General features: G+C 53.0%; 13 protein-coding genes. 10 read left to right on the top strand and 3 right to left on the bottom strand.

From position 1 onward, the window contains the following. Positions 1–21 precede the first annotated feature (21 nt). From AC0IWZ_RS17585 to AC0IWZ_RS17605, 5 genes are read left to right on the top strand one after another with little or no spacing between them, the layout of a single operon-like run. Complete coding sequence (locus AC0IWZ_RS17585; protein ID WP_471678802.1) at positions 22–1,197, top strand: Gfo/Idh/MocA family protein; 1,176 nt, start codon at positions 22–24, stop codon at positions 1,195–1,197. A 2-nt stretch (positions 1,198–1,199) separates the two neighbouring features. After that, the gene (locus AC0IWZ_RS17590) at positions 1,200–2,267 is read left to right on the top strand and encodes a Gfo/Idh/MocA family protein (RefSeq protein WP_471678801.1); all 1,068 of its coding nucleotides are present in this window, start codon (positions 1,200–1,202) and stop codon (positions 2,265–2,267) included. Positions 2,268–2,269: 2 nt separating this feature from the next. After that, the gene (locus AC0IWZ_RS17595; protein ID WP_471678800.1) at positions 2,270–3,286 is read left to right on the top strand and encodes a Gfo/Idh/MocA family protein; all 1,017 of its coding nucleotides are present in this window, start codon (positions 2,270–2,272) and stop codon (positions 3,284–3,286) included. 48 nt (positions 3,287–3,334) lie between these two features. Continuing rightward, positions 3,335–4,876, top strand: a complete 1,542-nt coding sequence (locus AC0IWZ_RS17600; RefSeq protein WP_471678799.1) for an MFS transporter — start codon at positions 3,335–3,337, stop codon at positions 4,874–4,876. 10 nt (positions 4,877–4,886) lie between these two features. After that, positions 4,887–5,963 carry a cellulase family glycosylhydrolase gene (locus tag AC0IWZ_RS17605; RefSeq protein WP_471678798.1) on the top strand — a complete coding sequence of 359 codons (1,077 nt, stop codon included), beginning with the start codon at positions 4,887–4,889 and terminating at the stop codon, positions 5,961–5,963. Here AC0IWZ_RS17605 and AC0IWZ_RS17610 read toward each other — a convergent pair. Continuing rightward, positions 5,958–6,968, bottom strand: coding sequence for a LacI family DNA-binding transcriptional regulator (locus AC0IWZ_RS17610; protein ID WP_410373710.1), 1,011 nt, complete (start codon positions 6,966–6,968; stop codon positions 5,958–5,960). The genes AC0IWZ_RS17605 and AC0IWZ_RS17610 overlap by 6 nt on opposite strands. 199 nt (positions 6,969–7,167) lie before the next feature. Between AC0IWZ_RS17610 and AC0IWZ_RS17615 the strand changes: the two genes are divergently transcribed. From AC0IWZ_RS17615 to AC0IWZ_RS17635, 5 genes are read left to right on the top strand one after another with little or no spacing between them, the layout of a single operon-like run. Further along, entirely contained in the window at positions 7,168–8,916 is a 1,749-nt protein-coding gene (locus AC0IWZ_RS17615) for a class I mannose-6-phosphate isomerase (RefSeq protein ID WP_471678797.1), read from the top strand. A gap of 2 nt (positions 8,917–8,918) precedes the next feature. Beyond that, complete coding sequence (locus AC0IWZ_RS17620) at positions 8,919–9,347, top strand: PTS sugar transporter subunit IIA (protein ID WP_471678796.1); 429 nt, start codon at positions 8,919–8,921, stop codon at positions 9,345–9,347. 9 nt (positions 9,348–9,356) lie between these two features. Further along, positions 9,357–9,851, top strand: coding sequence for a PTS sugar transporter subunit IIB (locus AC0IWZ_RS17625; protein ID WP_172893215.1), 495 nt, complete (start codon positions 9,357–9,359; stop codon positions 9,849–9,851). An 11-nt stretch (positions 9,852–9,862) separates the two neighbouring features. Further along, on the top strand, positions 9,863–10,660 hold the full coding sequence (locus AC0IWZ_RS17630) for a PTS mannose/fructose/sorbose/N-acetylgalactosamine transporter subunit IIC (protein ID WP_034498512.1): 798 nt from the start codon (positions 9,863–9,865) through the stop codon (positions 10,658–10,660). Further along, a complete protein-coding gene (locus AC0IWZ_RS17635) occupies positions 10,660–11,475 on the top strand; it encodes a PTS system mannose/fructose/sorbose family transporter subunit IID (protein WP_034459364.1) in 816 nt (271 codons plus the stop codon). The genes AC0IWZ_RS17630 and AC0IWZ_RS17635 overlap by 1 nt, the downstream gene beginning before the upstream one ends. A 94-nt stretch (positions 11,476–11,569) precedes the next feature. Here AC0IWZ_RS17635 and AC0IWZ_RS17640 read toward each other — a convergent pair whose 3' ends face one another. Continuing rightward, complete coding sequence (locus AC0IWZ_RS17640) at positions 11,570–12,352, bottom strand: glucose-6-phosphate isomerase family protein (RefSeq protein ID WP_034498515.1); 783 nt, start codon at positions 12,350–12,352, stop codon at positions 11,570–11,572. Continuing rightward, a complete protein-coding gene (locus AC0IWZ_RS17645; protein ID WP_471678795.1) occupies positions 12,345–12,908 on the bottom strand; it encodes a glucose-6-phosphate isomerase family protein in 564 nt (187 codons plus the stop codon). The genes AC0IWZ_RS17640 and AC0IWZ_RS17645 overlap by 8 nt, the downstream gene beginning before the upstream one ends. Between the last annotated feature and the right edge of the window lie 28 nt (positions 12,909–12,936).

Raw genomic sequence — 12,936 nt, forward strand, 5'->3', positions numbered from 1 at the left:
TTTTGTATAAGTGAGAGCACAATGCAAAGAATCGCTATTATTGGAACCGGTAATATTTCCCACAATCACATTCAGGGTTATCTCGAATTTCCTGACCGCTGTCAGATTGTCGCTCTGGTTGATATCTACCCAGAAAAAGCCGAAGAAAAGAAAAAACATTACGGGCTGACGGAAGCCAAAATCTACAGCAACCATCAAGATATTCTTAATGATCCTTCCATTGATGTATTTGATATCTGCACCCCACCGTATGTACACGCCGCTATTTCTATTGATGCGCTAAATGCAGGCAAACATGTGTTGTGCGAAAAGCCAATGGCCGCGTCACTCCAGGAATGTGATGCGATGATTGCCGCAGCCGAGGCCAGCGGAAAAACGCTGTCGATTATCGCCCAAAACCGCTTCACCGATGCTTTCTGGCGTTTGAAAAAAGTGCTCGAAAGCGACCAAATCGGCAAAATTTGCCACGCGCAGGTGGATTCCTTCTGGTGGCGCGGTCACTCCTATTACGACCTGTGGTGGCGTGGCACCTGGGAAAAAGAAGGCGGCGGCTGCACGCTAAACCATGCCGTGCATCACATCGACGCCATTCAGTGGATGTTGGGTTTCCCGACTGAAGTGGTCGCCATCACCACCAATGTTTCCCATGACAACGCCGAAGTCGAAGATCTCAGCGCTGCGATTTTCAAATACGACAGCGGCGCATTGACGCAACTTACCGCATCGGTTTTACACCACGGTGAAGACCAGAAAATCGTGATTCAGGGAGAAAAAGCGCGCATTTCTGCGCCGTGGGATAAATTCGCCAGCATCGCTGCCCCCAACGGTTTCCCCATAGACGCGCGCGATACCTCGCTTGAAAATCAGCTTGAAGATAGTTACCAGACTGTGCCGCGTCTGACCTGGACGCTGCATACCGGGCAAATCGAAAACTTCCTGCATGCGTTGCAAACAGGCACCGCTCCGCTAGTGGATGGCCCCCAAGGTAAGCGTTCGCTGGAACTCATCACTGCAATCTATAAATCAGCCATCACTCGCAGCATTGTTTCGCTGCCCATTAGCGCAAGCGACCCGTACTACCAGACGGGCGGCTTAGTGAAAATGGCACCACACTTCTTCGAGAAATCCGCCTCAGTGGAAAATTTCGCCAATGAAGAGGCGATTCCATTGGGTAAAGATATGGATAAAGGGGCATAAACATGAGCATTAAAGACGGTATGAATTACGCGCCAAAAGGCAAACCGCAGCCAGTCGTGCAGCCAGATGATTTTGTTTTTGCCGCCGCCGCGCTCGATCACGGCCATATCTACGGCATGTGCAATGGCCTGATTGAAGCGGGCGCGACGCTGAAATGGGTTTACGATCCTGATCCACAAAAAATCGAGCAGTTTGTTAAGCAATATCCGCAGGCGAAAATTGCGCCGTCTCTTGAAGCGATACTGGCCGATCCGGGCGTCAAACTGGTTGCCGGAGCGGCGATTCCTGATGAACGTTGCGCGCTTGGCCTGAAAGTGATGGATGCAGGAAAAGACTATTTCACCGATAAAGCACCGCTGACCACCCTCGAACAACTGGCTGCGGCTAAAGCGAAAGTCGCCGAAACCGGACGCAAATATGCGGTGTATTACAGCGAACGACTTCACGTCGAAAGTGCGGTATTTGCCGGGCAACTGGTGCGCGACGGTGCGATTGGTCGGGTGATTCAGACGCTGGGCATGGGGCCACACCGTGAAGGAACGGGCCGCCCGGACTGGTTCTACTTTAAGAAACGCTTCGGTGGCATTCTTTGTGATATTGGCAGCCATCAGATTGAACAATTCCTGTTTTATACGGGCAACAGCGAAGCACAGGTTGTTGCCGCGCAAACTAACAACTTCGCCCATCCGCAATACCCTGAATTTGAAGATTTCGGCGATGCCATGCTCAAAGGCGAGAACGGGGCTAGCGGCTATTTCCGCTGCGACTGGTTCACACCAGCAGGACTCAGCACCTGGGGCGACGGACGCCTGACGCTGCTCGGCACCGATGGCTATATCGAAATCCGCAAATACGTCGACATCACTCGCCAGGAAAAAGATGTGGTGTATCTGGTTAATAAAGAAGGTGAATTCCGCTATCCGGTTGCCGGAAATGTGGGCTTTCCGTTCTTCGGCGAACTGATTCTTGACTGCCTGAATCGCACCGAAAATGCGATGACTCAGGCGCATGCCTTCAAAGCCGCAGAACTGTGCGTGCGCGCGCAAATGCTGGCAAACGGAGTGCAATAGCAATGAAGACGACACAGGCCGCAGTCGTCGGGTGTGGAGCAATCCACACCTTACACGTCGAGGCAATTCAATCGAACCCGGCCTGCAGGCTTAGGGCAATTGTCGAAACAGACTCCGCAAAGGGTCACTTATTGGCCGAGCGTTACGCTTGCCGTTATTACGCCGATTACCGCGAAATGCTGTGTGATACCGAAATTGACGTGGTACACGTCTGCACGCCGCATGTCGCGCACAAAGAAGTGATTCTTGCCGCCCTTGCCGCCGGAAAACACGTCTTCACGGAAAAGCCGGTGGCGCTGAATCCAGGTGAAGTAAAAGACATTAAAACCGCGCTGAAGCACGCAACGAGCCAGCTTGGTGTCTGTTATCAGAACCGACTGAACCCGAGCAGCCAGAAGATCAAATCGTTGCTGGAGGCGAACATCTACGGAAAAGTGCTGAGTATCAAAGCGGTGCTGACATGGAATCGAACGCAAGATTACTATGCGCAAAGCCCGTGGCGCGGACGTTTCGCCACCGAAGGCGGCAGCCTGCTCATCAACCAGGCGATTCATACGCTGGATTTAATGCAGTGGTTTGCTGGCGGAGTCGAGTCGGTGAAAGGCGTGGTGGAGAGCAGTTTTCTCAGCAATGCCACCCAGGCCGAGGACACCGCGATGGCGAATATGCAATTAGCCAACGGGGCTCGAGGGATTTTTTACGCGACTAACTGTCACACCACCGACTCGCCGCTATTTCTTGAGATCCATTGCGAAGAAGGCCTGCTGCAACTTCATCACAATAATCTGTGGTTTATTACTGGTGAGGAGAAAAATCTATTGGCCTGCGACGAAATACCACGTGAAGTCCAAAAGTGTTATTGGGGGAGCAGCCACCAGCAGGCTATTAATAATTTTTATCATTCATTACATATACCCGAAAATCATAATTACGTTGATATATACCAGGCGGAAACATCTCTACGCATGGTCGAAGCAATTTACCAGTCTTCTATAACCAGAAACTGGATAAAAATTTAACAACAATAACGTTTTCCTTTTCACCCTACACAGAAATGGAATAATAATATGAAACCTACAGAACGCAGAGTTGGCTATGGAACAGCCATAGGATATGGTGTTACCGATTTATTTGGTGGTGGCGCATTTGCTATTATTGGCACCTGGCTTCTATTTTTCTACACCACTTATTGTGGATTATCGGTATTAGAAGCCGGTTCGATATTTGCTATTGCCCGCGTGATAGATGCGGTATTAAGTCCAATTATGGGTTACATCACCGATAACTTCGCTAATACCTGGCTGGGTAAACGCTTCGGTCGCCGCCGCTTCTTTTTATTACTCAGCGCCCCACTGATGTTTTTGTACGCCCTGCTTTGGGTGACGGATATGGGCTACTGGTATTATCTCGGCACTTATCTCTCCATTGAGCTGCTCTCCGCAATGGTGCTGGTGCCGTGGGAAACGCTGGCGGCAGAGATGACCAACCGTTACACCGAACGTGCCCGTTTATCAGGAGTGCGCATGATCTGCTCACAGCTTGGCGGTTTTCTGGCGGTGTCTGTGCCAGGTGTAATCATGCAGTTCACCGGCAAAGATAACTCGATAACCTACACTTACACAGGCCTGCTTTTCTCAGCGATTTTTTGCCTCGCGGTATTTACCACCTGGATGTGCACCTGGGAAGCCAAAGATGTGCGCGAAGAGTTTGAACCCGAACCCGAAGGAGCAAATAGCGGTAATCTTTGGCACCATTTAAAAAGCCTGGTGTTAGATTTACTCTCTTCATTTAAGATCCGCATGTTCCGCCAGCATATTATTATTTATATTGCTTCGTTTACCGCAATGGACGTTTTCGGCTCAGTATTTACTTATTATGTCGTTTACGGATTACATCAGGATGCCGCCGCCGTTTCAGGTTATTTAAGCGTGGCCGCATTTGTTTCTGTTCCGGGAACATTTGTCTTTATGCTGTTACTCAGCAAATTGAATTTCACGCCTTCCGGCGCACTGCGCTTATCTTATAGTTGTATTTTTGCAGTATTAGCCTTCCTGTTTTATGCCTATATCAATAACATCCATGTATCCGTGATCTTGTTCTCCGCTGTGTTTGTCATTTTGGGTATTTCACGTGCGGGTCTTTATTTTATCCCCTGGAATATTTACAGCTTTATTCCTGACGTCGATGAAATCGTGACTAAAAAACGCCGCGAAGGCATCTTTGCTGGTGTGATGGTCTTAACCCGGAAAAGTACCGTGGCGCTGGCCATCATGCTGATTGGTGTGGTGCTGGAAGAAAGCGGTTTTGTTAAAGGCCAGGGCGAGCAACCTATTGAAGCGTTACACGCGATTGTCGGGCTAATGGTCTTTGCCACCACAGCATTGCTGGCGATCAGTTTCTGGATGACCTTTAAATTCAAACTCACCCGTGAATCCCATAAAACGCTGATTAAAGAAGTCGCCCGTCTCAAGCTGGGCGGAAACCTCGCAGACTGCGATATGGAAACCCGTAAAGTCATCAAAGACCTGACCGGCTATGAATACGACAAAGTCTGGGGCAACACGCCAGGGCGTAAATCGGTATCCAGCTTAACGCCGGAATCACCGTAGGAGCCACGTCATGCGTACACAATGGAGCAAACAACAGGCCGCTCAGTGGCACAAAAATCAGGGTTGGATTTGCGGGTTTAATTACCTGCCCCGCAGCGCCGTAAACTGGACAGAGCTATGGCAGCGCGAAACCTTTGATCCCGAAACCATCGATCAGGAACTCGGTTGGGCGCAAGAGATCGGCTATAACCAACTGCGCATCAACCTGCCGTTTATCGTCTGGCAGCACGATCGCGATGGATTGCTGATGCGCATCGAGTGCTTCCTGCGTATCGCCGAAAGCCATCAAATAAAAGTCATGCTGACGCTGATGGACGACTGTGGTTTTTCTGGAGATGAGCCATTTTTAGGGCCGCAAAAAGCACCCGAACCCGGTAAACACAACAGCCAGGCGGCGGCGAGCCCTGGGCGTGAAACGGTATGTAACCGCGAGATGTGGCCGCAGCTTGAACGCTATGTGCGCGACATAGTGCGCCATTTCAAAGACGATTCACGCATCGCTATCTGGGATTTGTACAACGAGCCTGGCAACCGCGGCACGTTTGCCAGCGGGCTTGAGGAAATTCAGTTCGATGAAAAGCTGGAGCATTTTGCGCTGGAGCTGCTACAACAGGTTTTCGCCTGGGCGCGTGACGAAGATCCCCGGCAACCACTGACCGTAGGTGCCTGGCACATTTCGCAAGATCCCAACGAACCGGAAGCGGAGTTTTTTGCCCATCCTATCGATAAGGCGGCAGCCGATCTTTCGGATGTGATCAGCTTCCACGCCTACCTTGCCACACCGAAAATGCTGCAAGTATTGCGCTACTGGCAAACATTCGAGCGTCCGATGTTATGCACAGAATGGTTGGCGCGGCATGTCGGCTGCGTGATGGAAGAACAACTGCCGCTGTTTGCCGCCCTGAATGTCGGCTGTTTCCAGTGGGGGCTGGTGCGCGGCAAAACGCAAACCACCCTCCCCTGGCCGTCAGTGCGCAAACGTGGCGTCGATTACGCGCACCTGTGGTTTCACGATGTGCTGGATGAATATGGCATTCCCTTCCGCCACAGTGAAATGGAACTGATCAGGCGCTTAACCCATTCATAGCCCAAACCCGCAAGACTCCCGCACCACCAATGTAGGCGGGAGAATAATGCGTTTTGGCGGCTCATCGTTGCCCTGAATGCGGCTAAATAACAACTCCCCGGCTTTACGGCCAATCTCCTTGGCGGCCACCGAAACGGTGGTCAACGCAGGCTGAACCAAAGACGCCTCGGTAATATCGTCAAACCCCACCAGCGCAAAATCAACACCTGGCTGGCGGCCCATTTTGCGCAGAGTCTGCATCACGCCCAACGCCACGATATCCTGATAACAGACCGCTGCGGTGATTTCCGGGTATTGCCGGAACAACTCCTCGGCCACACGTGCACCGTCACTTTGGCTGGCAAGAGAAGACACCACCCACTCGCTTTTCGGCTGAATGCGATGCTCGAGCAATTTGCTGCTGTAGCCGCCAATACGTTGCGCGCGGCTGATGGAATTTTCACTCCCACCAATAAACGCAATATGACGATGCCCCAGACGCAGCAGATGTTGTGTTGCCAGTTGGGTGCCAAGGAAGTTATCGGTGCCGACAAAATCGAAGTCCACGTCGTCCATCGGGCGCACCACCATAATCGCCGGAATGTTGCGCCGCTTCAGCGTTTCAAAAAACAGCGGCGGCGTTTCTCGTGCCGCGCACAACACCATGCCGCAGGCGTTATTGCGCATCAGAGAATCGACAAATTTTTGCTGCCGCTCGCCGGATTCTTCGCTGTTTGCCAGAAAAAGCAGCAGATCGTGGCGCTCCATCTCCTGACTCAGACCGGCGGTCATTTCACCGTAAAACGGGTTGGTGATGTCATGGAGCAACAACCCAACCTGATTGCTGGTGCGGTTGCGCAAATTGGCCGCCGTTTGGTTATACACATAACCCAAATCATCCAGCGCTTTGAGCACGCGCTGGCGAGTGGCGTCAGAAATACGGCCCCGATTTCGCAACACCATTGAAACGGTAGCGGTTGAAACTTCAGCCTGTTTCGCGACCAGGGCAAGGGTGACAGTGCTCATTAGCACTCCTCAAAATTAAGCAATTCCACACAGATTAATCGAATAACCAAAAAAAATGCATATCTCCATGTGAATGCCGTCACAGATAACTCAACTTTAAGCAACACCTTGTTAAAAATGGCGGGTTAATCGCGTTTACCACGCTGTTCAAAATGGGTTAATCGATTAATCTTAGTTCATCAGAAACAGGGAGAAGATTATGCATCCGGCATCATACGATAAGTATCCCGAAGTCCGCGTTTCGGGGTTTGAGCATCAGGCCTGGCAGGGTTGGCCCGCCATTAAACAAGCCGTGAGCGAACGGCTTTCCGCTTCGGGCAAAACGGTACTGGTGATTGACTGTTATCCCGGCGTTCAACTCGACGAACTGCACACGCAGCTCATTGAACAACTTAACCCGCAACACATTATCAACGCTGAATCCGCGCGTCTGAGTGAACAGCATCTGCATGATTTGCTGGCCCGCAATTTGACGGACGACCGGGTGTTCGGCGTGCTTTCCTGCCACGAACTCAGCGAGTTTTTCTGCCCGGACAAACTGGCGCAAGCACAGCGTGAAGCCGCAGAAACGACGTCTGGCCTGGTGGTGATTTACGGCCCAGGTGCTGCCTTAGTTCATCCGGGTGATGTGCTGATTTATGCCGATCTCGCTCGCTGGGAAATTCAGCAGCGTTTTCGCCGTGGAGAATTGGGCAACTGGGGGGCAGATAACGTTAATGAAGATATTCTGCGCCGCTATAAACGTGCCTTTTTCATTGAGTGGCGCGTGTTCGACCGCCATAAAACCCCGCTTCTCAAGCGCGCGGATTTCCTGCTCGATACCAATAATGCGCAACAACCGGCGATGGTGAGCGGAGATGCGCTGCGTCATGGCCTACAACAAACCACGCAGCAACCGTTCCGCGTGGTGCCATTCTTCGACCCCGGTGTCTGGGGCGGGCAATGGATGAAAGACAAGTTTGATCTCGATCCCTCAAAGCCAAATTACGCTTGGTGTTTTGACTGCGTGCCCGAGGAGAACAGCCTGTTACTGCGTTTTGGTGATGTGCGGATCGAGATCCCCTCACAAGATCTGGTGTTGCTCTACCCGCGTCCGCTGCTTGGCGAGCGCGTCCACGCCCGATTTGGCGCAGAATTCCCGATCCGTTTCGACTTCCTCGATACCATCGGCGGGCAGAATTTGAGTTTCCAGGTTCACCCGATTACCGAATATATTCAGCAGCATTTCGGGATGCATTACACCCAGGATGAGAGCTATTACTTGCTGGAAGCCGAGCCGGGCGCAGAAGTTTATCTCGGCACAAAAACGGGGATCGACCCGCAGGAAATGCTCGACGATTTGGCCCGCGCCCAGCGTGGCGAAAAAGCGTTTGATGACGAGAAATTCGTTAACCGTTTCCAGGCGCGTAAACACGATCACTTCCTGATACCGGCAGGCACCGTGCACTGTTCCGGATCGGGAGCCATGGTGCTGGAGATCAGCGCCACACCGTATATTTTCACCTTCAAATTATGGGACTGGGGACGCCTGGGGCTGGACGGTCTGCCGCGCCCGGTGCATCTGGACCACGGCGCGCAAGTCATTGACTGGCAACGCGATACCCAATGGGTAAGCGAGCACCTGGTTAACCATTTTGAACCTATTGCCGAAGGCGATGGCTGGCGCGAGGAGCGCACCGGCCTGCATGAACGCGAGTTTATTGAAACGCGTCGCCACTGGTTTACGCAGCCCGTCACACACCACACGCACGGCGGCGTGAATGTCCTGAATCTGGTGGAAGGCGACGAGGCGCTGGTTGAAAGCCCGAGCGGCGCGTTCGAGCCGTTTGTGGTGCATTACGCCGAAACCTTCATCATTCCTGCTGCCGTCGGGGAATACCGAATTTCACCGTATGGTCGGGGTGCCAGTCAGCAACTCGCCACCATGAAAGCCTGGGTAAGGGGTTAATTATGATCAACGTCATTCTGGCAACACACGGCACGCTGGCGGAAGCCCTGCTGGCAAGTTCACGCATGGTCTACGGCGAATTGCCGCATGTATTCCCGGTCATGCTCACGGAAAACAAAGGCATTAATAGCTTTGGTGATGAGTTTGCGGCGGTGTTGAAACAGGCCAGCAAAGAGGCTGATGGCGTCGTGGTGCTGTGCGATTTGCAAAGCGGCACGCCGTGGAATATCGCCTGCCACTACGCCTTTAACCCTGATACGCAACCGCCGGTCACTGTACTCGCTGGCGTCAACTTCCCCATGTTGCTGCTAAGCGATGAGATAAAAGATCTCGCGGATATCGAACAGGCCACCGCACAACTGCTTGCCAACACCCAGGACACGCTGGTGCAGGCGACACTTGCTGAAACTACGCAGTCAGATGATTTTTAAGGGGCAACGATGAGCATTTCATTTGTACGAATCGACGACCGCGTGATCCACGGCCAGCTCGTCACTCGCTGGGCAAAAGAGCTGCCGTGCGATGGGATTATTGCCATCGACGATGCGGTCGCCGCCGATCCTTTACTTTCTTCGGTGATGAAAGGCGCGGTTCAGGACATCAAAGTCTGGCTGTTTGACACCGCCACGGCCATCGAAAAACTGCCAAAAATCATCGCCAGCGAGAAGCATTACTTCGTGATTGGCAAATCACCCGTCACGTTAAAGCGCATCGAAGAAGCAGGTATCAGCCTGCAAAACAGCAATAAAAAAATCAACGTCGGCCCGATGAGCGCACGAGCCACAACAACCACCATTGGCCCTAATCAATCTGTGAATCCGGAAGAGAGTGCTGCGTTCGACTACCTCTTGCAGCGCGGGCATCAGATTGAATTTCGTCTGGTGCCCGATGCCAGCAGTTATAGCTGGCAGGACGCTCGCCAAAAACTCAAATAAAGGAGTGCAATATGGCTTTTGAAGCGGCTTTGATCGGCATTCTCTGTTACCTCGGTGCGTTAAGTAGCCCATGGCTGCTGGGGCTAACCGGCGGCTGGTATTTGATTACCCGCCCATTGGTTTCAGGGATGCTGGTAGGTTTCATTCTCGGCGATGTGCAGACCGGGATTATCATCGGCGTGGCGGTTCAGGCCGTGTATATCGCGATGGTAACCCCCGGTGGCTCAATGCCTGCGGATCTCAACTTTGTAGCTTTCCCGGCTATCGCGCTGGGTATTCTTTCCAACAAAGGCCCGGAAGTGGCCGTGGCGCTGGCGGCCACTATCGGTATTGCAGGCACCGTGTTGTTTAACGCCATGATGGTGCTCAATTCCTGGTGGAACCACCGCGCAGATCTGGCGCTGGAAAAAGGCGACGAGCGTGGCGTGTATCTCAACAGCGCTATCTGGCCGCAGGCGACCAATTTCCTGATGCGTTTTATTCCGACGTTTATCGCGGTCTATTTCGGCGCGCAGTACATCAACGCCTTTATGGACAGCCTGCCGCACATCGTGCTTTCGACGATGAACGTGCTCGGCGGCATTCTGCCAGCGGTGGGCATCGCGATTCTGCTTAAACAAATCATCAAAAATTACAGCATGTTGATTTACTTCCTGGTGGGGTTTATCTGCATCGTTTTCCTGAAACTGAACATGGTGGCGCTGGTCATCGTCGGCGCATTGCTGGCCCTGATTCACTACAACTACAAACCTGAGCCGCAGGCTGAACGTGCAGCCTCCACGCCCGCTGATGATGAGGATGAATTCTGATGGAAGAACGTAAACTCACTCGCCAGGATCTGCGCCGCTGCTGGCGCAGTTGGATGATGTACAACCTTTCGTCCATGAGCTTTGAGCGTCTTGAATCATTCGGCTTTTGTTTGAGTATGTTGCCGGTGGCGAAAAAGCTGTACCCCGATGACGAACAGCGCAAAGAGATGCTTAAACGCCACGCCTCGTTCTATAACACCGAGCCACAGCTTGGGGCGATTGTGAACGGCATGGTGCTGGGGCTGGAAGAGAAACGCGCCAATGGTGAACCGATTGACGGCGAAACCATCAACACCCTGAAAGTCGGCCTGATGGGGCCAGTGGCGGGGATTGGCGATTCGATGATTCCGGGCATGCTGATCCCAATTTTGCTCAGTATCGGCATGGCGCTGGCTGCAGGCGGGAATATCCTCGGGCCACTGTTTTATTGCGTGGCGTGGCTGGCGATTATCATTCCCGGCTCGTGGTTCCTGTTCCTGAAAGGCTACCGCATGGGGTCGACGTCGGTTGAGATGCTGGTCAGCAGTAAATCGACGCGCCTGCGTGAAGCGCTATCGTTATTAGGCGTGTTCGTGATGGGCGGCGTGGCGGCAAGCTACGTGAAGCTCGGCACCGGGCTTGAATTTGTCACCAAAGATGGCGTGAATATTCATGTGCAGCAGATGCTGGACGGAATTTTCCCTAATCTGCTGCCGCTGCTGGTGGTGATTGGCACCTGGTATTTGATGGCGAAACGCGGCGTGTCACCGGTGAAAGCGATGCTGTTGCTACTGGTGCTGGCGGCAGTTGGCGTGGCGGTGGGGTTATTTTCTTAGTTGTATGCCCTCAACCCGACCCTCTCCCCCAGGAGAGGGAGAAAATCGAGTTAATTCCCTCTCCCTCAGGGAGAGGGCCAGGGTGAGGGTTGTTTTAAGGATGAAACCCCACCCACTTCTGCCCGACTATCCCCGGCTTCGAAATAAACTGAAACCGCGCGGGATCATCAATAAACTGCTGATACAACGGCTCCTCGGTTATCCCAAACTCGGTATACTGCCGCGGTGAAGTCACCTGCAAACGCCCCGGCATGTAGCTGCGGTTGTGCTGCCAGGCAATATGCTCGTCTTGCAATAGCGGATACCATGCCAGCCCTTTGTAGGCGCGAACTGCATCGTATTCAAAACCGTATTCGCGGTCGCACCAGGCACCAAACGTCAGCGGTTCATCCGGCGAAGCTGAAATCGTGGCGTGCGCCCAACCCGGCGGCACCAGCACTTTCTCGCCAGGCCCGGCGCAAACCGCAAAGCAACGCCCCGGATCGTCCGCCACATACTCCTGCATGTAGATAATCGCTTTGCCCTGCCAGATTTCATACAGCTCAGGCGGCGACCAACCGCTGTGACTGCTGATACGGTGAATGTGACCCTGGCTGCGAATCGGCTCGTCTCCCAGGCGGCCAGAAGCGTAAGTCACCACGCCAAATAACAGCATGCGTTTCTTCAGCTCTTCTCTGTCCTGCAAACGCGCCACATCCATCACAATCGCGTACACATCCTCCGGCCCGTTGCACGAGGGATCGCGCAACGAGGCGCGGATCTGATCGAGTTTACGGATCTCCGGCACCGGGCCGATCACCTCTTCGCCGTAGCTAAAACCCATCGGCTGGTGGTGGATCTTCATATCCAACCCAAAATTCAGGTGCTGATCAGCCATTTTGCACCTCTTTTGCCTGGATTTTGTCGTCCTGCAAAACCACTCGCAGCGCAAAGCCTTGCGCCAACGCCGCGTAATCATGCCCGGCAATGGTTGGCCAAACGGCGAGTGCAGAGAGAACTTCGCTGCCGGTGTTAATCAGGCGGTGCGCTGTAGCACCTGGAATGATATGCACTGACCCCGTAGAAACCTGCTCAAGCCGGGCTTTACCCTGCTCGTCTTGCAGCAGCAACAAGCCCGTTCCGCGCAAGCCAATATACACTTCGCCTTGTTCACGTCGTTGGTGGAAATGGCCACGCGTCATATAAAACTCATCGCCAACACGCCCCGGATTGAGGTGCGTGGTGCCGACAAAAAGCTCACCTTCCCCTTGCGCAGATTGCAGCATTTCAACCTGATAGATGGGTGTATTAGCAGGTAGCGCAAGCCATGCGGCTTCGTCGTGAAAGACGCCCACAAGATCGCCACTGTGTGTGGTTTTATTAATGATATTTTCAGCCGTGAAATGGCCGTTCTGGAATGCCACGCCCGGTGGCATGATGACAGGTATATTCATTTTGTTTCTCCGGCCCAAGGAGAACTGC

Source organism: Buttiauxella sp. AC142, assembly GCF_979253435.1.